The sequence below is a fragment of the Pantoea sp. paga genome, from assembly GCF_007558755.1.
Taxonomy (GTDB): Bacteria; Pseudomonadota; Gammaproteobacteria; order Enterobacterales; family Enterobacteriaceae; genus Pantoea; species Pantoea agglomerans.
Genome location: NZ_VLTF01000003.1, coordinates 157,360 through 178,886, shown reverse-complemented (window position 1 = coordinate 178,886; position 21,527 = coordinate 157,360). Strand labels below are relative to the sequence as shown.

The 21,527-nt window shown below is 49.4% G+C and carries 18 protein-coding genes and 1 pseudogene; 5 read left to right on the top strand and 14 right to left on the bottom strand.

Going from position 1 to position 21,527, the window contains the following annotated elements:
• Nucleotides 1–576: 576 nt before the first annotated feature.
• Nucleotides 577–1,490: pseudogene (locus FOV68_RS10705) on the top strand (contractile injection system protein, VgrG/Pvc8 family); the annotation flags it as partial.
• Between the two features lie 444 nt (nt 1,491–1,934).
• Here FOV68_RS10705 and fhuE read toward each other — a convergent pair.
• Complete coding sequence (gene fhuE / locus FOV68_RS10695) at nt 1,935–4,157, bottom strand: ferric-rhodotorulic acid/ferric-coprogen receptor FhuE (protein WP_083069710.1); 2,223 nt, start codon at nt 4,155–4,157, stop codon at nt 1,935–1,937.
• Nucleotides 4,158–4,601: 444 nt separating this feature from the next.
• Between fhuE and pagP the strand changes: the two genes are divergently transcribed.
• The gene (gene pagP, locus FOV68_RS10690) at nt 4,602–5,171 is read left to right on the top strand and encodes a lipid IV(A) palmitoyltransferase PagP (protein WP_143990810.1); all 570 of its coding nucleotides are present in this window, start codon (nt 4,602–4,604) and stop codon (nt 5,169–5,171) included.
• An 18-nt stretch (nt 5,172–5,189) separates the two neighbouring features.
• Here pagP and FOV68_RS10685 read toward each other — a convergent pair whose 3' ends face one another.
• Nucleotides 5,190–6,296: a site-specific integrase gene (locus FOV68_RS10685; RefSeq protein WP_143990809.1), complete on the bottom strand. Its 1,107-nt coding sequence runs from the start codon at nt 6,294–6,296 to the stop codon at nt 5,190–5,192.
• 309 nt (nt 6,297–6,605) lie between these two features.
• On the opposite strand from FOV68_RS10685, the gene FOV68_RS10680 reads away from it, so the two are divergent.
• Complete coding sequence (locus FOV68_RS10680) at nt 6,606–8,780, top strand: TonB-dependent siderophore receptor (protein WP_115758116.1); 2,175 nt, start codon at nt 6,606–6,608, stop codon at nt 8,778–8,780.
• An 82-nt stretch (nt 8,781–8,862) separates the two neighbouring features.
• On the opposite strand, the gene FOV68_RS10675 is transcribed toward FOV68_RS10680, so the two are convergent.
• Nucleotides 8,863–9,978 carry an SDR family oxidoreductase gene (locus FOV68_RS10675; RefSeq protein ID WP_143990808.1) on the bottom strand — a complete coding sequence of 372 codons (1,116 nt, stop codon included), beginning with the start codon at nt 9,976–9,978 and terminating at the stop codon, nt 8,863–8,865.
• A 1,145-nt stretch (nt 9,979–11,123) separates the two neighbouring features.
• Here FOV68_RS10675 and FOV68_RS10670 point away from each other — a divergent pair.
• Nucleotides 11,124–11,345 (top strand): hypothetical protein, encoded by a 222-nt coding sequence (locus FOV68_RS10670; RefSeq protein ID WP_010247042.1) that lies wholly within the window; start codon nt 11,124–11,126, stop codon nt 11,343–11,345.
• 313 nt (nt 11,346–11,658) lie between these two features.
• Here FOV68_RS10670 and FOV68_RS10665 read toward each other — a convergent pair whose 3' ends face one another.
• The 6 genes from FOV68_RS10665 to FOV68_RS24365 form a co-directional block, all read right to left on the bottom strand.
• On the bottom strand, nt 11,659–11,916 hold the full coding sequence (locus FOV68_RS10665; RefSeq protein ID WP_370513288.1) for a hypothetical protein: 258 nt from the start codon (nt 11,914–11,916) through the stop codon (nt 11,659–11,661).
• A gap of 465 nt (nt 11,917–12,381) precedes the next feature.
• A complete protein-coding gene (locus FOV68_RS10660; protein WP_143990807.1) occupies nt 12,382–12,564 on the bottom strand; it encodes a hypothetical protein in 183 nt (60 codons plus the stop codon).
• Nucleotides 12,561–13,199 carry a TetR/AcrR family transcriptional regulator gene (locus FOV68_RS10655; RefSeq protein WP_143990806.1) on the bottom strand — a complete coding sequence of 213 codons (639 nt, stop codon included), beginning with the start codon at nt 13,197–13,199 and terminating at the stop codon, nt 12,561–12,563. The genes FOV68_RS10660 and FOV68_RS10655 overlap by 4 nt, the downstream gene beginning before the upstream one ends.
• 171 nt (nt 13,200–13,370) lie before the next feature.
• Nucleotides 13,371–13,682, bottom strand: coding sequence for an antibiotic biosynthesis monooxygenase (locus tag FOV68_RS10650; protein WP_031593817.1), 312 nt, complete (start codon nt 13,680–13,682; stop codon nt 13,371–13,373).
• A 112-nt stretch (nt 13,683–13,794) separates the two neighbouring features.
• A complete protein-coding gene (locus tag FOV68_RS24370; protein ID WP_255473664.1) occupies nt 13,795–14,067 on the bottom strand; it encodes an alpha/beta fold hydrolase in 273 nt (90 codons plus the stop codon).
• 101 nt (nt 14,068–14,168) lie between these two features.
• The gene (locus FOV68_RS24365; protein WP_255473663.1) at nt 14,169–14,438 is read right to left on the bottom strand and encodes an alpha/beta fold hydrolase; all 270 of its coding nucleotides are present in this window, start codon (nt 14,436–14,438) and stop codon (nt 14,169–14,171) included.
• A gap of 175 nt (nt 14,439–14,613) precedes the next feature.
• On the opposite strand from FOV68_RS24365, the gene FOV68_RS10640 reads away from it, so the two are divergent.
• Nucleotides 14,614–15,015: a VOC family protein gene (locus FOV68_RS10640; RefSeq protein WP_031593814.1), complete on the top strand. Its 402-nt coding sequence runs from the start codon at nt 14,614–14,616 to the stop codon at nt 15,013–15,015.
• Nucleotides 15,016–15,221: 206 nt separating this feature from the next.
• On the opposite strand, the gene fetB is transcribed toward FOV68_RS10640, so the two are convergent.
• From fetB to FOV68_RS24510, 5 genes are all read right to left on the bottom strand, one after another.
• Complete coding sequence (gene fetB, locus FOV68_RS10635; RefSeq protein ID WP_143990805.1) at nt 15,222–16,001, bottom strand: iron export ABC transporter permease subunit FetB; 780 nt, start codon at nt 15,999–16,001, stop codon at nt 15,222–15,224.
• Nucleotides 15,988–16,656 carry an iron ABC transporter ATP-binding protein FetA gene (gene fetA / locus FOV68_RS10630; protein ID WP_143990804.1) on the bottom strand — a complete coding sequence of 223 codons (669 nt, stop codon included), beginning with the start codon at nt 16,654–16,656 and terminating at the stop codon, nt 15,988–15,990. The genes fetB and fetA overlap by 14 nt, the downstream gene beginning before the upstream one ends.
• A gap of 303 nt (nt 16,657–16,959) precedes the next feature.
• On the bottom strand, nt 16,960–17,448 hold the full coding sequence (locus FOV68_RS10625; RefSeq protein WP_039389890.1) for a hypothetical protein: 489 nt from the start codon (nt 17,446–17,448) through the stop codon (nt 16,960–16,962).
• A 429-nt stretch (nt 17,449–17,877) separates the two neighbouring features.
• A complete protein-coding gene (locus FOV68_RS10620; protein ID WP_143990803.1) occupies nt 17,878–19,236 on the bottom strand; it encodes an esterase-like activity of phytase family protein in 1,359 nt (452 codons plus the stop codon).
• Nucleotides 19,237–19,729: 493 nt separating this feature from the next.
• Nucleotides 19,730–20,908 carry a PAS domain-containing protein gene (locus FOV68_RS24510; RefSeq protein ID WP_143990802.1) on the bottom strand — a complete coding sequence of 393 codons (1,179 nt, stop codon included), beginning with the start codon at nt 20,906–20,908 and terminating at the stop codon, nt 19,730–19,732.
• Between the last annotated feature and the right edge of the window lie 619 nt (nt 20,909–21,527).

The following is a 21,527-nucleotide window of genomic DNA, read 5'->3' as shown; positions in this document are numbered from 1 at the left end:
GAGACCACCCCACCCCGCCCCGGCCAGCCTGCCTGCCTGCCGCGCTGGCTGTGCCATGTACGGCCTATTTCTCCGCAGGAATTCGCAGCACCCTGTCAAAACCAAGTGCCCTTAGAACGCGTTATAGTGCGTTGTTATCTCTGGCAAGTATTGGGATTATGGCGAGATGGGATTTGGTAAAGATTCAGAGGGTAACGGGCATAAAAAACCGGCCGCAATGGACCGGTCAGCAGGTGCATGATTGCGTCAGGTGTTATGCAGGGTTATGGCGACGCTCGAATGCATAGGAATGAATACCATCACGTCCCAGTAAGGTCTCAGCCTCGTTCCAATCCCGGCAGTCAAAGCCCTGCGTATCAAACCAGCGAAGCAGGCCCGCGTGAGTAAAATACCAGATGTGCTCATCCTTTCTGAAATGGCGCGACCGCAACAGATGAGCGGCATTGTGAAAAATGGGAATAGAAACAAACAACCATTTTTCAGCACGGAATAATAGCAGCCTCGGGATCGTCGATGTGTTCCAGCGCGTCCCAGAATGACAGCGCCGCCCATGTTCCAGTATAAAGGTCAGCCCAGCTGCCGCGCCGGGGAACGGAGATCCGGGTCGTCATTGGCTGGCAGAATGGCGGGCTGGTCGAAAAAGGTAAGTTTGTTGTGGATGAGGTCGCCCACAATGGCCCGCCTGACCGCCTCAGCATTACGGCCAAAAGCGCGGATTTTCGCGATGACATCAACGTTAAGCGCGAATACAACTGGCATAACTGCACGGTAAGCTATGTCGTGTCCGCCATTGCTGGCCGGTATAACCTGACACCGGCCATCAGCACCGAGCTGGCAAATCTGGAAATCGACCACGCCGATCAGACCCAGGAATCAGACATCAGTTTTTTAACCCGCATGGCTGAAATGCTCGGGGCCTCCACCACGATAAAAAACGGCATGCTGCTGTTTTTCACGCCCGGTACTGGCAGAACGGTAAGCGGGCGCGTTCTTCCCTCCGTCATGATTACCCGCGCCAGCGGCGACAGCCACAGCTTCCGGGTTGCAGACCGTGACGTCTATACCGGCGTTGAAGCGTACTGGCTGAATCTCAATTTCGGGAAGAAGCGAAAAACCCGGGTGCGCGGGCAGAGGAAGAACACTGCCCCAAAATCCAGCAGCCGTGAAGGCCATTATCTGAACGGTGCCGAAGGCAATGTATATGTGATGCGCCAGACCTTTAAAACAGAGCTTGCCGCAAAGCGAGTAGCCGTCGCTAAATGGCAGTCACTGAAACGGGTGCGGCAGAATTCAGCATGCAGCTGGCGCGCGGCCGTGCAGAACTTTACCCGGAGCTGCACGCGATCATGTACGGCTTCAAGACAGACACTGATGAGGGTGACTAGACCATCACAAAGGCCACGCACACCGTGACACGGCAGGGATTTTACACGGTACTGGAATTTGAAGTCAGGCTGACGGACTGGACGGTCACGGCGACAGAGGAATAATTGAGCAATGCCGAAGCATAACGCTATAATCCCCGGGAACCGGAAGGGAGATTATGCCATGTATCGTTGTCCAAAATGCGGCGCGTCAGCCCGAACGCGCAACAGTGAATATCTTGATAAAAAGGTCTCGCCTATCATCAGTGCAACAATCTTTACTGCGGGATCACCTTCCGCACGCTGACTGAAGTCGATGCCATCATCACCGAATCAAAACCCGACTTCAGCATTCCGATCCCGGCAAAAACATTCCCTAAAAATCATTACGGCGATAATCAGATGTGATTCACTCCTGCTCAAAGGTCTAAGCCCCGCAATGCAGGGCTTTTTGTTAGCGTGGTCGATATGTGGACGTTAATTGAAATAAAATCCTTTATTCCATATTGTTGTATAAAGATTCAAAACCCTCAACTGAGGCGTTTTTCACAGGCTTTACAACGACACAAATCAGAAGGTGTAGCTGGCGGTCACTGAGAAATTACGCGGTTCGCCGTAGACCACAGAGCTGGCCACGTTGGTATCATACTCTTTGTCGAACAGGTTATTGAGGTTGCCCTGCAGCGACAGATTTTTGTTCACCTGATAACGGGCGAAGAGATCAACCAGCGCATAGCTGCCCTGACGGGCACGCCAGGTGCCATTGCCTTCCGGGCCACCGACATCATTCCAGATATGTGTCTGCCAGTTCACGCCGCCACCCAGTGTCAGCTGCTGCAACGTCGGCAGGCGATAGCTGCTGAACAGGTTAAAACTGGTCTGCGGCAGTTGCGGGTTAAAGGTGCTGCCATCGCGGTTTTCCGCAATGTAGCGCGTGCCGCCCAGGGTCATCTGCCAGTTGTCGGTTAATGCGCCGTTGACTTCAAACTCCACGCCACGACTCACCACGCCTTTACGGCCAATGTAGGCAACATCACCTGAACCCTGAATCGTCTGAGTGGTTGCTTCACCGACATTATTCAGCTCGGTGCGGAACACCGAAATCGAGGTGGTGAAGCGACTGTCCATCCAGTCAGATTTCAGGCCTGCCTCGTAGTTTTTGCCGATAACGGGCGACAGGAAAGCGCCGCTGGCATCGCGATAGTCCTGTGGCTGGAACACCGAGGTATAGCTGGCGTAAGCCGACCAGTTTTCAGCGAAGTCGTAAATCAATCCGCCGTAAGGGGTGGTGTTATTTTCTTCCATTTCACCACCCGGCGTTTCACGGTTCCAGTTGGTGTAACGGGCACCGATAATCAGGTGCAGCGGATCGGCGAGCGACAGACGGGTCGCCATATAAGTCGATTTCTGGCGAACCAGCTGGGTGTCGCTGGCAGGCAGACGCGGCGTCCAGGCCGATTCCGGATACTGACCGTTAAACTCGTTGTAGTTGCCCAGCGACTCCGATGAGATATTCTCAAAGGTACTGAAGTACTTGTTATCCTGACGAGTGTAATTGACCCCCACCATCAGCTCATGCTGACGACCCAGCAGTTCATAAGGACCGCTGGCGAAGGCATCAACGGCATCCACTTTGCGTTTACCGGTGTTGTAACCGGTCCCGCCTACCACCGGATAGTTGGCATAGGAAGAGACGCCCGCCCCGGTGTTACGATCGAAATAGCCATCAAGATAGATCTGCTTACTGTCCAGGCGCATCTCGTTGTGCGCGCCGTTCAGCGTGATGTTCCAGCCGTTATCGAAGTCCTGTTTCAGATTCACAAAGACTTTACGGTTCTCTTTATCGTTGTAGGCCCAGTCAGGTGCGGTGTTGTAGCCGCGTCGGGTATGAATCTGCGTGCCATCGGTGTACCAGCGCGGTGCGCCACCCCACATGGTGGAATCCGTATTGACCTGGCTGAATTCATAGCCGACCGAAAGCGTGGCAGAGTCAGTCAGGTCAGCGTCAACCACGCCATAGATGAACTGTTTTTTGGCACCGTAGCGCTCTATGAAGCTGTTGTTATCCTGCCAGCCGGCGATCAGCCGGCCACGAACATTGCCGGAGTCACTGAGCGGAGCCGAGAGATCGGCCACGTAACGCTGCTTATTCCAGCTGCCGTAACTGGCGGAGACGGTGCCGCCGAACTCTTTACTGTCGGCGTGTTTGCGCACCATATTGATGGCGGCTGATGGATTGCCCGGTCCGGTTAACAGACCGGTCGCTCCGCGCACCACTTCAACGCGTTCATAGAGCGCCATATCGGTCTGCGCATCGCCCAGGTTCCAGCGAGCGGCAAAGGCAGTGGGGATACCATCGACCATGTAGTTGTCGATCATAAAGCCGCGCGCATAGTAGTTGGTGCGATCCATATCACCACTGATACCGCGAATACCGGTGGTATTTGCGAGCACATCATTCAGTGACTGGAGTTGCTGATCGGCCATACGCTGCTTACTGACGATGCTGACTGACTGTGGGACATCACGTACGGTGCCCAGCATTTTAGTGCCCGCACGGGTAACCGGTACGCTGTAATCAGTGGCGGGCGAAGCGGCTACGGCATCATCGGCTGACGCGCTGACCGTCATAGTCTGGTTATCGCTGGCAGCGGGTGTGCCGGTCTCTGCGGCATGAGCAGCGTTATGCGCCAGTGACGAGGCGACGATGACAGCCAGCAAGGAGAAGCGGAATGGCCGTTGCAGAGCAGAGGTGCCCGTCGCCCCGGGGTGTTGAAGATCGAAAGCGTTCATTAATTCCTCAATTATCTTTATGTTTTTATGCTGCCACTGTCACGACCATGCTTCCTGCGGACATCGCTGCCCTGCTTATGGTTTGAGGAACCAGAAACCTTTCCCTGAGCGCCTGCGCGCGGGTGTGATGAACTTCTAAAACAAATGAGAAATATACGCATTGCGATTATCATTGCAAGATTTTGTTAGCAAACAATACGAATTTTTTCAGGGAATTGTCTGCGCGTGAAAGGCTGCCTGAATTTGATAAAGACAGGGAGGCATTTATAGGGTCAGCACGCCTGCTGACTTGTCAGAGAAACAGGGCTGCTGCATCATTATTTGATAAAGATAAAATCCTGTTATGGCCGTTCATTGAACTGTAGTTGTCACTCCTGATGCCACAATATCTGCCTTAAATCTTTTATCACCTTATTTAACACCAGATATTGCAGGAATTCGTACGTGCGCAAAATTTCAACGCTTATAGCGCTGATAACGACCACCGTTTTCAGTGTTTTTTCAGTCTACTCCGCCACACTTGTGGAGACCGTGAATGCGGGCTGGGATAATTTCAGTGATAAAGTCGCCACAACCTGGCAGCAGCCTGAAGGTTACGACTTTTATCTGCCCGCGATTACCTGGCACAACAGGGCCACTTACGATCGAGAACACATCAATAAATATAATGAAAGACCCTGGGGCGCGGGCGGAGGTATCTCCCGCTACGATGAAAAAGGAAACTGGAACGGCATCTACTTAATGGCGTTTAAGGACTCCTTTAATAAATGGGAGCCATTTGGTGGCTATGGCTGGGTGGCAACATGGCGTCCGCTGGCCGACCAGAATTTTCACTGGGGTGCGGGTTACACGGCGGGCTTTACCGCACGGCACAACTGGGATTATATTCCGGTGCCTGCACTATTGCCGCTGGCCTCTGTCGGCTATGGCGCTCTCGATTTCCAGATGACCTATATTCCCGGCACCCATAACAACGGCAACGTCTATTTTGCCTGGCTGCGCTACCATTTCTGACAGTTGCCGATATAAGCGTTAGCGTGACATCGCCATGACCGAGAGATCGTCCAGCGTGAGGGTTTCGCCATCATAGCGATGACGCAGCAGATGGTAACTTTCGCATCTAATAATCTGCTCAACCGCGTTCGAAAAGATAGTCATGGCGCTGCGCATCTGGCTCAGATAGTCATGGGTGTCATAGACCCGATCGATTCCTTCCAGCGCATGGTTCATGATTTTTCGGGCGACGTCATTAGGCGTGTCGAGCGCTGAGAGCTTTGAACGCGCAGTCCTGCGCAGATCGCGCGGGGTAAACGCCTCCAGTCCCAGCCCACGGGGAGCGCGGATCATCCGGCGAAGTGCCTGATTCAGCGCGCCTTTTGACAGCGGCTGTTGCGGATCGCGTGGCGCGGGCACCAGCCAGGGTGAGTCCGGATCGGCGGCGCGCAGCAGTGCTTCGATGCACAGACGCATTAGCGGTGAAATGGGCAGCACATGCTCCCGCTGCGATTTATTGCGCGTACCCTGCATCCACAATCCTAATTGCAGATCGAACTCCGCTTTCTGCGCCTGCACAATTTCATCCGGCCGCCGGGCGCTGACCAGACATAAACGCAGCGCCCAGCGCGCCTGTTCTGAGAGTGCCCAGTTATCCAGACCGTGCCAGAACACCCAGATCTCGGCATCGGTGAGTTGCCGACTGCGCGGTGGCGTAGCACGACCCGCGACATCACGCTTTTTCATTGAAGCGATCGGTGAATGATCGAGATAGCCCTGCATCTCGGCCCAGGCGAGAAATTGTTTAGTCAGCGCGAACACCCGCCGCGCCTCCTCTTTTTTACCGTCGGCGATCAGAATGTTATAGAGCCGGTTAAGGCGTAAACGGTTCAGCGTTTTGAGTGGCTGCGAACCGATGTTCGGCAGGACATGTTTCAGCAATGAGGAGATAGCGATCTCAGGACGGCGCCGGCTGATCAACAGCGAGAGTTTTACCCAGACCTTCATGACCTGCTCCACCGTGCCTTCATCGCCAAAATTATCCAGCTCGCTGAGCGAAGCCATTTTAACCTGCTCCAGCCAGATCAATACATGGCGGCCTACGTGGGCGGAACGCGCAGGGATCTGTGTCAGATCTGGGGTCACATTTATACCTGTTAGTCACTGAAGAGCGGGCCATTCTATCCATTGTTTATCTGTGACTCCAGACCTAATAAGTCTGGAGTCATAAAGACGCGTTTTCACGAAATCTGAGCAAGTTTTCGGGTGGATGACCAACAAGTAACACTACCGTTACTTCCCTCTCCTGGCTCACCGTTATGGCGAATAAATAGCCCATTGTTAGGGAATGTAAAGGTGGCTTACCGCGATATACAATGATAACTATTATCATTATCATACGCATTTGCTTACATGCCTTAATACTTCAGGGAGATTTTCTAAGTGAATGTAACCATGCGTGTCCATAAGCGCCCTGTTGCGCTACTGCTGGCCGGTTTATTGAGTACCTCTGCTAACGGCGCTAATCAGGAAGAGACAGAAAAGCTGGCTGATGATGAGACGATGCTGGTCACCGCTGAACAGGAGCTGAAACAGCAGCCTGGTGTTTCGGTGATCACCTCGCAGGACATTGAGAAAAACCCACCGGTCAACGACCTTTCCGACATTATCCGTAAAATGCCAGGCGTAAACCTTACCGGCAACAGCGCCAACGGCGTACGCGGCAACAATCGTCAGATCGATATTCGCGGCATGGGGCCGGAAAATACGCTGATTCTGATCGATGGTGTGCCGACCACCTCGCGTAATTCGGTGCGTTATAGCTGGCGCGGCGAGCGCGATTCCCGCGGTGACTCAAACTGGGTACCACCAGAAATGGTTGAACGGATTGAAGTGATTCGTGGACCGGCGGCAGCGCGTTACGGTTCCGGCGCTGCCGGTGGCGTGGTTAATATCATTACCAAACGCCCGACCAATGACTGGAGCGGATCGCTGTCGCTTTATACCAACCAGCCGGAAGATGATAAAGAAGGCGCAACCCGTCGCGCTAATTTTAACCTGAGTGGTCCGCTGGCGGGCGATGCCCTGACCATGCGGCTCTATGGCAACATCAACAAAACCGACAGCGATGCTTTCGACATTAACCAGTCGCACAATGGTTCTGCCGCCGCCGGTCGCGAAGGTGTTCGCAATAAAGACATCAACAGCGTGCTGTCGTGGAAGATTACGCCATTACAGGTGCTGGATTTCAGCTACGGATACAGCCGTCAGGGCAACATCTACGCCGGTGATACCCAGTACAGCAACGGTGCCGGTAATGCCTTGATCGAATCTCTGGATGGTTCAGAAACCAACCGTCTGTATCGTCAGACCTGGGGCCTTGCGCATAATGGCATCTGGGACTGGGGACAATCTAAGCTCACCTTTAACTATGAAAAAACCAATAACACCCGCCTGAATGAAGGCACGGCGGGTGCGGGTGAAGGCCGGATCAACAGCAATACGTTCTCAACCAGTCGCTTTGAAAGTTACCGGGCTGGAGGCGAAGTCAGCTTCCCGCTGGAACTGCTGCGTGAACAGACCGTTACGCTGGGAGCCGAGTGGAACCGTGATGAGCTGAACGATCCAAATTCAATGAACGGCACCAGTGCGCCTGGCGTATCCATCGATGGTGTCAGTGGTGATGCGGGCAGCCGCAACAGTAAAAATAGCGCAACGCTGAGCTCACTCTATTTTGAAGATAATATTGCTGCGACCGATAGCACTGAAGTCATCCCCGGTCTGCGCTTTGATTATCACGACACCTTTGGCGCGAACTGGAGTCCGTCGCTCAATATTTCTCAGGCTCTGGGAGAAAGTTTTACCCTGAAAGCGGGTATCGCCCGTGCGTTCAAAGCCCCTAACCTTTATCAGTCCAGCGAAGGCTATTTGCTGGCGACGCGGGGAAATGGCTGTCCGATCAACGTTACCCGTGGCAGTTGCTATCTGCTGGGTAATGAAAATCTCGATCCTGAAGTCAGCATCAATAAAGAGCTGGGTATCGAGTTCAGTCAGGATGGCTATATTGCGGGTATCACCTGGTTCCGCAATGACTATAAAAACAAAATCGTCTCCGGGACGGAAGTATTGGGTTACGCCTCTAATGGCAACAATATCCTGCAATGGAGTAACGGTGGCAAAGCGGTAGTGGAAGGTCTGGAAGGCAATGTCACTATCCCGCTGGTCAGTGACGAGCTGGAGTGGCGGACTAACGCAACTTATATGATCGAGTCGAAGGATAAAAAGACCGGTAATCCGCTATCGATCATTCCTGAATACACGATCAATACGATGCTGGACTGGCAGGTGACGCAGGATTTCTCCACTAATCTGAACTGGACAATGTATGGTCGTCAGAAACCACGCCAGTATGCGGAATCCCGCACAGAAAACAATTCTATGTCGAATCGCGAAGTCGGCGCTTATTCAGTATTTGGGGTCAATTTTAATTATGACATCACCAAAAATCTGCGTGCCAATGCGGGTATTAATAACCTGCTGGATAAACAACTATATCGCGAAGCTGATGGTGCATCAACCTATAACGAGCCGGGACGCGCATATTACGCGGGTCTGACAATGACATTTTAAACGACTAAAGCGCTTCCGGCTGGAGGCGCTTTTTTGGCGGTTAAATACTAACCTTCATTTTTTCCCGGACTTCTTTTTTTAACTACTTAAAATCAACCTGCATCAGCTCGGCAATCGTTGAATCACGTGTCGTCAGTACGCAGCGATCCAGATAATCAGTGAATCTGGAGGGCTTGTTCATGCCAAGTTGCAGCAATTTGGAATTATCAAATACCACATTGAGGTTTGAGAAATGACCATAGAGGTTCATTGCGCGCAACATAATCCGTTCGTTGCAGGGACCAAATAGATCCTTAAACGTTCTTCTGCTGTCAGAAAGCTGTTTAAAAGACACCTTCTGGTAATTAACGCCTAGTGCCCTGCTCCCTGATGCTTTGGCCATCGCCTCATCAATTTCTGCAAACGTCACACTGCTCTGTGTTCCGGCAGAAATATGAATCACCTCATTGATGACCTCTTCTGCATCAAGAAGCAGAACCAACGCTTCCGCGCAGTAATCAACCGGAATCACGTCAATACGATCGTCGAGGTCGCAGGTAAACTTCCCCAATGCCAACACCATCCGGAACACCCAGAAAATACTGGCTGAAGGCAGACACCCCTGATCGGAATGACCTATCACAATCGACGGCCGGGCAATAACCAGTGGCAATCCAGGCAGCTTCTCTGTCATCAGCTTTTCAATTGAGGCCTTACTCCAGGTATACTCAACAATATGCTGCTCCCGATGGGATCCTGGCTCACGTTCAGTGACCAGCGAGCCGGGTTCAGGCGCACATGACATTGCGGTGCCAACGTGAATAAATTTTTTTAGGCCCGCGACACGACTCATTCGTTCGGCAAATTGAAATGTTCCGTCAACATTCACTTTCCAGATAGAGGGATTATTGCCAAAAGAAGCGACGGCTGCACAGTTAATCACGTGCGTAACGTCATTAATCCGCGGGTCAGTAATAAAGTTTTCCGTCAACGCCAGGTCGCCCAGGAGAATATTTTCCTGGGCTATCATGTTGATTAGTGACTCATTTAAACCAAAGTTTTTCAGGTTTGCTTTAAGCCGTCTTAATCCCCCTTCAACGCTTTCGTCCCTGACCAGCAGCAGCAGCAGCAGGCGATCTTTAACTCTGTTCTGCAATAAACTGGCTACGACTGCCCCGCCTAAAAAACCTGTTGAACCGGTAATGAGTATATTTTTCATGAGAGTGCCATTCGACCTGGTTGATAAAAGGAAAGCATTAACAAATGTTTCACGAATAGGAAAAATCAAAACGATAATTTAATAGTCTGGGATAAATAAGTTTTGATCAGCACCCTGGAAAACTCAGGTGATTGCTGAACCCGACACTAACACGTCTCTAACTTATCAGGCAGTAAACCAGACCCTTACCAGGCTGATAATTATCGCCAGGCTCAACAATACTGTAATTATTTCAGTAAAAACCATTCATTTATATTTTGTTTATATTCAGGAAAAACAGGGGAAGCATCAAATATATTTACCCCGCTGGGTTCAGCGTCTGATTTGAACAATTTTACCCATTTGGGAGCAAGCTTTATTTATAATTTTTTTCCGTGAACTTAGTAGGATTTTTATAAATGAATTTAATTAAGAATTTATTAAGGACGAATCAGGATGCAGATAGTGGCTGCAACTTAAACAAAGACTATTAAAATAATTAATCCACACCTTTGTTTAGCCTGCGTTTAATTATTACTAATTAAGCCCTGCCCGCCAGGAAATAGTTCTCTCCCAAACCTTTCTGCGTTCTGTGACATTCCATTACAGGTTAATGTGCCAGGGTACAGGCAGGTGATGTTTACCTTATTGAAGAGTGCACCACTCTGCTTTGCTCCGGCAACAGGTATGATTTTGTATCAACCCGATGCCGATAGCTTCTTTGGATATGCAAACGATGAGTGTACGGGTGGAGATCCGACTTCAGCTCAGACAAGATGTGGCGATTTGGTTTTACCTGTCACTCTCGTTCGTATCTTTGTAGAGAAACAAAGTTGAGGTGTGTAAATGTTAAAACTATTAAGCTGGTACCGGGCGGGAAGTTCAGTTGCGAAGAGCAGTCAGGAAAGTACCTGATACTCACTCTGGCCTGACAACAGTATCTGTTGTGCCGAAGGACAACATTCTCATGATAATTTATGAATTCATAACAATGGCGAGCCAGTCAGCTGATTAAAAGCAGGACAACCGGCCTCCTTATTGCGTGAAAAGCGTAACGACAGGTAACTAATGTCGTGATTCCTGTATCCCGGTAAGCGAAACACCCCAGAGTGCGGCTATGCTCTGCTGAGTTCAACCTGCAACTATAACTACCAGGATATTAAGTGATGAAAAAATTATCAGTTATTGTTATTGCTACCGGACTGTTTCTGTCGGTGAATTTACAGGCTAATGCCCAGGGATGTCTGAAGGGAGCCGCAGTAGGCGGCGTCGCAGGTCATGTTGCTCATCATGGTGTGGCCGGTGCCGCAGCGGGCTGCGCAGTCGGTCATCATATGGCGAAGAAAAAACAGAAAGAGGCTGAGCAAAATCAGCAATCTCAAAAATAAGCTGAGGCTGTAGCACCGATGTAAATCAGCTGATTACCGGGCAATGTGATGTCCGGTGATCGCTGAGTGATAATCATCCTGAGTCTTTTGACTCACAAAAGTACGGCGAATTAAGGGCAGCCGGTTACGGTAATAATGATTTATCTAAAACTAATGCCTGTATAAGGAAATGTAATAGCAGGTAGACTGCGTTTTAGCATGATTAATCCGCGATATTAATAGCAACAGACTTAAGCGATGACGGGTTATTCAGGAAATTTACTTAGCTTACCCTTTCGCTCTTCCCGACTATAAGATTCAGACGCTAAATTTTTTAAGCGTTATGACTATTACGCCAGTCATCAACCATTTCCTTTGAGACTTCTTTTTTATAACAGACAGGTGCATATCCGCCCTGCTTGCTCCATGCGCTTCGCCTGCCACAACTACTGCCATTGCGCGCTGCGTTAAAAGGGCATGCGCAGACACCAGGATAGGCGGCGATTGAATCTTCGATAATGAGCTGACGGATTTGGTCATCGGACTGCTTCGATGTTTTAGCTTCAGATGCACCAACCCAAAAAAGAGACATGGCCAAAGTCAGAGAAACGACGATTTTGCTGTTATTCATGATTCCCTCCAGAAGTGAGGAGGATAGCTTAATGCACTGCAATGTAATGCAATGCCTGGAATAAGAAGCATTGCATCGCCTATTCTGGCAGATGCTCCCTCACTACAAGCCTGCCCCTGTTATAGTGAGCCAGAGAGTGATTTTATAACAGCCCAAACGGAAGCTTTCCTGAAAACTGCCAGAACGGATAGCAGGCATATTAGTCTTTTTGATGGTTCACTCCTCATCAGGCTGGGCGTGGACTTCTCTATTTAAGGTGTTTCAGGGCTGAAAAAGTCGTCAGAGTAGCCGATAGATTCATCTCCTCCTTCTCATCAAGAGCAAGGCCTTTTGAGCGGGACTTCCAGTCTCAAATGCTTTGAATTTCTATTACTTACACCAGCTACTAAATTCAAATAATCTTTAATGATCACTATCATGCCAATTCTATGTAAGTGACCAGTAATCTGAATAAGGTATGCCTATTTTTAATTCAGATAGTGGAAAACGTCTTTTAAAAAAAAGTCCTTTATCGAACCAGCCGCATAATGCCATGCCATCTGCATATTCAATTACCACCATTATTCTTCTTCTTTTTCTTCGCCGAACAATGGTGCCCACTTCAATCATACTGAAGCCTTAACCGCACTATTGCCGGTTACGTCATGGTTGTCTGAAAGTATCGTTCTGACAATGAAGTCATTACTTTTTCTCAGATCTCCAATCTCTGGCTGGAGTTTTCCATATATCCGCATACCTTCCAGCATCATGAAAATGCTTTGAGCCATGACTCGCGCATCTTCATCCTGGCGAAATACCCGCTGATCCTGGCCTTTTTTTAAGATATTCTCTAACTCGTTAATTAAATGGTTAAATTTACAGGAAACTTTGCCTTTAACCTCTTCGTCTCCGGGTAAAAGCTCGCTGGCTGCCGCAATAGTAAAGCACCCTTTCTCTCCGGCAGGAGCAGATGATAACTGAGCCACAAATTCGAGCGTTTCTCGCAAGGCAGCTTCCGGCGACATTTCTGCATGTCGTTTCACTGTCCTTGAAATGCCTGCATCCATGTATCGCTGCAAAGCAGCCAGGTAGATAGCGCGCTTATCGGGATAAAGTTTATAGATGCTGGCACTTGCCAGACCCGATGCTTTCATAAGGTCAGCCATAGATGTTGCCTGATATCCCTTCTGCCAGAAGCATTCAAGTGCGGTGTTGAGGAAGGTCTCTGGATCGAATTCTCTGGGTCTGCCTGCTGATGCTTTCATAAGGTTCTCCTGTGCTGACGATTGATTGTAGATCGATCAATCTACAATTAAAAGGCTTTATCTAAAACTTGTGTTAAAAGTCATGCTTTTCGTCTGATAAAATTTAATGCTGAGTCAGCGGACAAACACAGGTGAGTGATTAGCCGCCTTCTGGCGGCGGCAGGCAAATACTTATAATGGGATTACAGTCTGGACATGATGCTGAAAAACGTAGGGATCTGATAACAACTCATATTGTTCATCATCCGGATAGGTAACGGCAATCTGATACTGGTCGCCTGCAAAGGCTTTGATGGCTTCTGAATCTTCCCAGTACGTCGCAAGGAAGAAATGCTCCCACTCGCCCTGGGTTTCTCTGCGTACATAGGCTCCCAGATTTCCTGGCGTCGCTGCTGAATGTTCAACACCGGTCTTCTGCAAGTGAGTTGCAAAGCCTTCGGCATGCCTGGCCGGTACGCATCCGTGCCATGTTCTGACAATCATGTTGCTATCCTCATGTTGTTGAAGAGTTTTAACCTTAACATGACAATGCAGGAACACGGATTCGTTATCAGGGGATGGAGAATGGGATGTTGTTTAACTACGCACCGGCCAGTTAAGGATTCTCATGCAACAAAAAATGCCGGAGCTCAGTGGTAACTTCTTCTGGTGCTTCTTCAGCCATATGGTGACCGCTGGCTATCGCTTTACCCCGAACATGCGGTGCCCAGGATTTCCAGATGCCCAATACGTCGCCGTAAATATCTTCCAGATCATCATATTTTGACCATAAACAGAGCGTCGGGCATTCAATCAATCGCCCATTCTGACGATCATAAAGCTCATGCTCTTTGTCTATAGTAAGACCGGCACGATAATCCTCGATCATTCCATGTACAGTCTCCGGATCGTGTATAGCTCGCCTGAATTCAATGTATTCATCATTCCCCATTGTTTCGGGCTGGCCTCCATACCACTTATCTGGATCGGCTAAAATTGCCAGCTCGGGTTTTTCAGGCTGAGCGAAGAAGAACCAGCATGATTCGGCTCATCAGCAGGTTTAGATAAGCGGCCAAATCCCCTTAAATCGGGACAAACCACGGTAAAAGATTTGGCAAGTTGCGGGGCCACCTTTGACCAGGTTACGTGGGTACGGGGGTGACCATGCAACAGCAAAACCGGAGGGCCATTACCTCCATAGCGAACATTTAGCACTGCTTCAGAAAGTCTGATTTGTGTATGAGTAAATCCCTCAAACATTTTTTGATACCCGCGCCATGAATTTATAAAAATTATAGGCTGATGACAGCTGATGTATCTTTAATGCAACGGCTGAATACTGTGATGACTGAATCAATTCACCCAACTCCGGGATTCTCGTTTGTGTTAAAACAATGTTTCAAGGCAACCAGGCCTGAAACATGACGGAGCAGAAATGAGAACGCAGAAGCGATGTATGGGATATGTGGCCATCGTGGTTGATGACTATGATCGGGCAATTGAGTATTACACCGAAAAGCTGGGTTTTACCCTTGTTGAGGATACACCGCAGCCAGGTAAACGCTGGGTTGTAGTTACACCTGACCCTGAAAGCGACTGCAATCTTCTTCTGGCTCGCGCTTCAAATGAAAGACAGGAAGGTTTTATCGGCAATCAGTGCGGCGGAAGAGTATTCCTTTTTCTGCAGACGGATGACTTCTGGCGAGACTACAAAGCCATGAAATCGAAAGGCGTTACATTCTCCCAGGAGCCTCGTGAAGAGGAGTACGGAACCGTGGTGGTATTTGAAGATCTGTACGGCAACCGCTGGGACCTTTATCAGAACAGGCAGAATTAAAAACCAAAGCCAGTTGTGTATCAGGCATCCAGATGAACAATCAAAGCTCGAACCCTGCCGGGATATTTCAGATCAGCGGGGAGTGTTTTTGCAGCATCCTCTGAGCACTCTGCTGTCAGTTAAGCGCTCGCAAGCAACCGAGCGCGTCTGATAACAGACTTACTTTCCTCATAAGCAATAACCTTCAGATCCGCCAATCAGTTTCACTAATCCAGCGATCTATCCGATATTTTTAGCTGCGCCCTGGCATTATAAAAACGACGATAGGATAAATAGACCGCAATGATCGTTGACAGACTGGCGGTCCCTATTAGCATAAACGTGACCATAATCTGATACTTAATCGCCTTGAGTGGATCTATTCCGGCGAAAATCAGTCCGGACATCATCCCTGGCAGGCTGACCAGTCCGACAGTTTTGGCAGCGTCCACCGTCGGCATCATGGCTGTACGAATGCTGTCAGCAATGATGCGGCCCGATGCCAGCTTCACCGATGCGCCAAGGCTCAGCATCTCCATAATTTTCTGCTGGTTGTCGCTGAAGCGCTGGTTCAGGTTGCTGTAACAGAGCCCTACTGCAACCATGGCATTACCGGCGATCATGCCCGTGATGGGAATAACCTGCATCGGAACAAACGCTATCGCTCCGCTCAGCACCAGAATCGTCAGCGTGATGACGGTGCCACTAAAAATAGCGACAAACGATATCGTAAAGGCGTTATCAATATTTCGGCCGCGTTTACGGGCGTTGATCGCGGCATTAACGCAGATAAACAGCACCATCAGTACCGTCAGCCAGCTATTATTAACATCGAAAATCGACTTCAATACAAAGCCGACAATCACCAGCTGAATTATCGCCCGGGATACACTCCAGAGAATATCTTTGCTCATGCCGAGCTTTTCTTTCTGGCTGATAAGCAGCGCTATAACGACCAGCGTCAGTGACAGCAACAGCGAGGTGTCACTGATATTATGCTGATTCACGCTTATTCTCCTTTTCTGGCGGCTCAAGGCGAAGCACCTGCTCAGCCTGCTGAATATCGTTAACATCATGGCTGATCCGCACCACGGCTACCTTTTCTTCAGCTGAGATCCGGTTAATCAATGAAAGTACTGACAGCCTGTTCTCTTCATCAAGGGCGCTGGTGACTTCATCCAGCAACAGCACCTCAGGCATAAACTGCAAATTGCGTAGTAGTCCGACACGCTGCTTTTCTCCGCCTGAAAGTTGTTCAACAGGTTTATTCAGCATATCCGGAGAGAGATTTACGCTTTCCAGCGCAGCAACAAGTTTATCCCGCTGAGGTTTCTGACGGCGAATCTGCCATGGCAGCGCCAGGTTGTCATATACCGTCTGACCAAACAGTTGCGGCGTCTGAAAACAGTACGAGACCTGCTGGCGATAGGCCTCTGCTTTTAGCGTGGTGACCTCACTGTTCCTGAAAAAAATTTGCCCGGAGGTGGGGGTAATCAGCGAAGCAAGGATTTTGAGGAAGGTACTTTTTCCGCTTCCGGATGGACCGGTCAGCAAGACGTAATCACCCTGACATAACTGCAGGGAGACCGGTTTCAGTAGCTGACGATCCCCTATTGAAAAAGCGACGTCCTGCACATCCAGCAGGGGTGAAACTCTGTCCATATTTACGCCTCAGGACCTGACATAATGAGTGTTGGCATTAACAAAAAAAGCAGGAGTAACCCTTCACAGGCAGATTACCGGTACTGCCTGTTGCAGGGCGCTCACACTGCTGGCGTGGGCGCGGCAGGGCAAATGTACATCAGGCTATGAAATATAAAGCATTTAATTGCGGCTATGCATTTTCTGAGTAAAAAAATAAATGCGTAAAGGTGTGCGCCAGTCAAAACTTAATACGATCCTTCGCGAGGAACGTGGCTGGCACCGGGTTTGGATCAGAGTGGCAGACCCGCTGCCACCCGACAATTATTTGTTTTCCCAGCTGGTAGAAACCGGGTTGGTTACGGTGTTTTTTTCCTGAGTATAGGTGCCGTTCTGCTGCGCAATGGCTTCACCCGTATCCACAATTGCATTCTGAATAAAGACGTTCTGCCCGTCACCCCTGATAAAGGTTAACTGATGAAAAGCGGTTTTATTACCCCAGTCAGCAGAAGGCAGAGAGATAAAACGCACGGTGAAAGTTTCATCATCAAACTTGCCCTGCATAACGTAAACGCCGTAGTGGTTTTCACCCTGAGAAATGATTTTATAGGTGCCGTTGTCGTAATAATAAATCTCAGCATCCGGAAACGGCTTTTTGTCATACATTTTTCGGTAGTGCAGCACCTGTTTGATAGTGGGCTGGCCGAAGCTGACGGCGAGGTTTTTACCCTCTGCCGACGTCGTCAGACCTTCAGCGTGAACACTGCTCATCAGCATTAACAGACTTGTAGCGGCCATTGCGGTTGCTTTCACTCTCTTTCTCCTCAGCGGATTACGGGGACGACAAACGTATGAGACTCCAGAACTTACACGGTGGGAAGGGTCTGTTGAAGAGGCAAATAACACATTATTACACAATGTTATAATAACGCCTTGTAACATGAGGTGGTAAGCCGTTGTTGACCGGGTTGCCCGATATCGAAAGCGCTCGGCTGAAGAAGGCATCGGTTATCACATTGAAAATAATAAATAATAGTCAGGCTGGCGTTTAAAGTTCGCCAGTGACGCTTAATGCCGCAACGCGGTGGAAAGCTGTTTAACCGCTTAAACGAATATCGGTCTGCTGCCGGCCGCTATAACAAAACGGCGCAGACCGATCTTTCGCGGGTAAATCCGGGCTGTATCCTGCTCTTTTACAGAAAGTCAGGCACTAAAGGAGACAGCCAAGGGTAAGGGGACTGTTTATTTCAACGATTCCGGCAGCGTTACGATCCATAACTCGCTGTCCGACTCCGGTTTCTTCAGCGGCTTCACGCCGATCGTCGTTGCAACCGGCTTACCCTCTACAGTAAGTTCCGCCTTTTCGTTCAGCCGATAATCCTTGCGTTTCTTACCTTCCACCGGATTTTGCATGACCGTTTTCACGCCGAAGTCATTGTCATTGGCGACCGCCAGCGTTTTACTGTCGATCAGCGCCAGTCCTTCGGCCTTCTCCTGCTGCCAGCCGAGTTGACGTAAATCGACCACCAGCGTTTTAGCTGCGAGCTTAATGCCTCGCTGCGCCAGCGCTTTCTCGTCGTCCGACTCCGGATACTCACCAGGCTTGTCGAATGCGGCAAGATCGGTAGCCGCACTGAGGTCCACCTTATAGATAAGGTTGCGCATCGCGTCGTTTTTATCGCTGCCCTGTTCAATCAAGAGAATATGCTGATTATCGAGCGCCACGATATCGCCAATTTTGGCGTCGCTGTTTTTACTATAAGCCTGGCTGTCGATAGGGTATCCATACATCGCGGTTTTCCCGGTCGCCGGATCGAAGCTCACCAGCCGGGTAAAGCGCGCCTGCTTTTTACTTTTACCGTTGATATCCAGCGTACTCTGCACCGCGGCGATGATACGCCCGTCCGGCATACGGGTAAGCCCTTCAAAACCACGATTAGGCTGACGCCACTTAAGAATATTAGGCAGTCCGCCCGCAATGGATTTTTCTCCTGCCATGGCCTGCGGCCCGTGAATCACCAGAATCTTGCCATGCTGATCAACGTTTATCAGAAACGGGCCATATTCGTCGCACAACCAGTACCCGCCCTTCCCGTCCGGCGTAATGCCTTCCGTATCCAGACCACGATTATCGCCCTTCAGCACTTTCAGTGTGTCACTTAGCGCAATTTCATTGGTTGAGCCGATGACACCATCCTGTAGCGGCAATCCGTTAATATTGCCCTTGTCGTCATGCAGCGGTCGGGCATCCGTGGCTTCTGCTTTGCCGTTCTGCACCCGAATATTCATCAGCAGCGGAGCGAAGTCTGGCGTGACGAAAATTTTTGACTCATGTTTGCCCACATCGGGTGAGTCGGCATTCGGCCCGCGATCGGTGACGGTCGCGAAGGTGAGCGCATCCCCCTGCTTACCGGTAAACAGCAAACCGGAGCCGATTCCCACCGGCAAACCATCCGGAAACGCACTGGCGAATGCGCCGCTGTAGCTCACGCGCGTACCTTCCGGAAAACTGACGATATAGTGCTCAGCCTGAGGTTGCGCCGCAAGACCAGAAAATGAGAGCGCACAACTTATAACCAAAGAAATCGTTTTTATTTTCATAATATTAAAATCCATGAGGGAAAGCTGACAGCGTAAAGAATATAAATGACAGGAAAATGATATTTGCGGTAAAAACGGACTGCTAACAGGTTGATTTCCTCACCGTTACGGCGCCGGCTGGTGAGGTGTTGAACGTAGAGTGAACGTTGATTTGTGCGTAACGCTGCCTGCTCAGTGCCAGGAGCTGACATTCACAGAAAAATGATTGTTATTCATCACTCTGTTGCTATCGTTATGCACTTCCGGATGTGAACCACAGATGAGAAAGCTTGCGGGCTACTCACTTTTCAGATATCTGCTCTGAGGTGCTGTGTAACCCCCAGAGCAGGTTCGCATACTGAAATGTGAACCCACTCCGGGAGGATTTTCATAAGGCAGAGACTGCGAACTGCACTGATGTTCTGGTTACAGTAAATCAGAGACAGGCTGTGGTATCTCTTCACCAGAACATCCCTGTGTTCACCTGAGATAAGCGTTCATCAATGTGTGATGTTTATTGTTCAGGTGATTTTTCTGTGCCGCTAGCAGAATTACTTATTCGCATCTGAAGACGAGAAATGTGTCCGGTGATATCTGCCGTTCTTTCCGCTAATCCCCGGATAGCACTGGCGATGACAGAAAACCCACGGCCATGTACACCTGCCCTCGCGGCTTCGATACTGGCGTTCAGTGAAATGAGTTTGATCTGCGCAGCAATAATCCCGTTTTCAGAGACGAGTTCGGCAATTTCTTTTGCGGTTTCGGCGGTCTGAATGTTTCGCCTGACTTCGCTTTCCTCATGTCGCCCACGGTCTTTACGGCCCTGAATATCAATAAGCGCGCCGACGGCACGCAAAGGGGTACCATCAGGTGCACGTTTAGTCTGCCCGCGGGCCTGAAACCACCGGTACTCACCACTTCGCAGTTTAAGACGATATTCAATATCAAAACCGGTTTTACCACTGAAGTCCATCAGGTGGCTGACGAAAGCATCGAGCGCATTCTGTTTGTCATCCGGGTGCAGGCGTGATGCCCAGCTGTCCATCACATCAGGAAACTCTTCAATGGTTTCAAAACCCAGCAGCTTTCTGAACTGCGGGGACCACCAGAATACGTTGTCGGGATTCAGGGGATTTCCGCCAATAATATCCAGATCCCAGAGGCCGTCATTAAGCATTTCGCGCGACAGGTCAAAACGGGTGGAGACAATATCAAACTGGCGGGACTGTGACGTTTCTTCTTCCGTATTCTCTATAACGGCGATCAGACGCGGCGGCGTAAATTTACGACTGTATGATGCACGAATGCAAAACCACTGAAAGGTGTTTGCGCCAGTTTTTATCAGGCAGCGTAACAGCTTCTCATCACCACTATGTTTGAGTGTATGACTTATCAAACCTTTGAACGCTTCCCGGAAATCCGCATGGATCATCTGGATCAGCGAAGAGATCCCGACCTCCTTCTGCAGAGGCAATCCCATAAGCTGGCGTGCTTCAGGTGAAACAAATGCAGGCGCATCACTTTTAAGATCGGTCGTCTCTACATACCAGTAGCCTTTCTGGCTGAGGTTCATAATACATTTCAGCAGCGTGGCATCACTATGATCCACATCCAGCGTTTCATCGATAAATTTCTCAGCGATATCCATCGTTGTCGGCTCTTTGGCGGACTGTTTCCGGAATAAATTCAGCATTATTTCTCCTGGTGAGCATATAAAGGCATAAAAATATGCCTCAAAGGGTTATCGGCAGAACTGTCTGGATATTCAGTTAAAGGTCGCTGGTTTGAATTAATACTGTAACAAGATGCTATAGATAGTTCGTCAGCGACAACTACCGGAACTGAGGGGATGGATGAGCATCACCGCCAGCGTGCTAAATTTATTTTTTTGAAATCATGTGGCGCAAATTTATCCTTGGTCTATGATATCTGAAAAATTTCAGCCCTTATAATCTCAACGCTCCGATTCCGCCTGAAAATGGACTGTGAAATGTTATGCTTAGCTTTGACACGCGGTTATGGATTTATATTAGCTGGTTATCGCAGGTATTAAATGAGTGGCTTAGCTGTGAGATCTTACCCAGGCTCACAGACTAAAACCCGCACATGACTTATTGATATCACTCAGTATACTTCGTCAACGCATAAGAGAGACTGGTTGCTGATCATATTAAATGCATTAACAGGGTTTAATATTTAACTTAAGCGATATTTTTATGGGATTGGTTTCAATTTTTTTCTGGTTTACCATACCAGATACCATCAGCGTCATGCAGACCCGTGAGTTAAATAAGTATGACATTTTATGTTCA

What these genes read in the sequence shown, in the direction of transcription:
- fhuE (WP_083069710.1), bottom strand. Translation starts at nt 4,157, where the DNA reads ATGAACGCTTTCGATCTTCAACACCCCGGGGCGACGGGCACCTCTGCT.
- FOV68_RS10680 (WP_115758116.1), top strand. Translation starts at nt 6,606, where the DNA reads ATGCGTGTCCATAAGCGCCCTGTTGCGCTACTGCTGGCCGGTTTATTG.
- FOV68_RS10675 (WP_143990808.1), bottom strand. Translation starts at nt 9,978, where the DNA reads ATGAAAAATATACTCATTACCGGTTCAACAGGTTTTTTAGGCGGGGCA.
- FOV68_RS10670 (WP_010247042.1), top strand. Translation starts at nt 11,124, where the DNA reads ATGAAAAAATTATCAGTTATTGTTATTGCTACCGGACTGTTTCTGTCG.
- FOV68_RS10665 (WP_370513288.1), bottom strand. Translation starts at nt 11,916, where the DNA reads ATGTCTCTTTTTTGGGTTGGTGCATCTGAAGCTAAAACATCGAAGCAG.
- FOV68_RS10660 (WP_143990807.1), bottom strand. Translation starts at nt 12,564, where the DNA reads ATGATTGAAGTGGGCACCATTGTTCGGCGAAGAAAAAGAAGAAGAATA.
- FOV68_RS10655 (WP_143990806.1), bottom strand. Translation starts at nt 13,199, where the DNA reads ATGAAAGCATCAGCAGGCAGACCCAGAGAATTCGATCCAGAGACCTTC.
- FOV68_RS10650 (WP_031593817.1), bottom strand. Translation starts at nt 13,682, where the DNA reads ATGATTGTCAGAACATGGCACGGATGCGTACCGGCCAGGCATGCCGAA.
- FOV68_RS24370 (WP_255473664.1), bottom strand. Translation starts at nt 14,067, where the DNA reads ATGATCGAGGATTATCGTGCCGGTCTTACTATAGACAAAGAGCATGAG.
- FOV68_RS24365 (WP_255473663.1), bottom strand. Translation starts at nt 14,438, where the DNA reads ATGTTTGAGGGATTTACTCATACACAAATCAGACTTTCTGAAGCAGTG.
- FOV68_RS10640 (WP_031593814.1), top strand. Translation starts at nt 14,614, where the DNA reads ATGAGAACGCAGAAGCGATGTATGGGATATGTGGCCATCGTGGTTGAT.
- fetA (WP_143990804.1), bottom strand. Translation starts at nt 16,656, where the DNA reads ATGGACAGAGTTTCACCCCTGCTGGATGTGCAGGACGTCGCTTTTTCA.
- FOV68_RS10620 (WP_143990803.1), bottom strand. Translation starts at nt 19,236, where the DNA reads ATGAAAATAAAAACGATTTCTTTGGTTATAAGTTGTGCGCTCTCATTT.
- FOV68_RS24510 (WP_143990802.1), bottom strand. Translation starts at nt 20,908, where the DNA reads ATGCTGAATTTATTCCGGAAACAGTCCGCCAAAGAGCCGACAACGATG.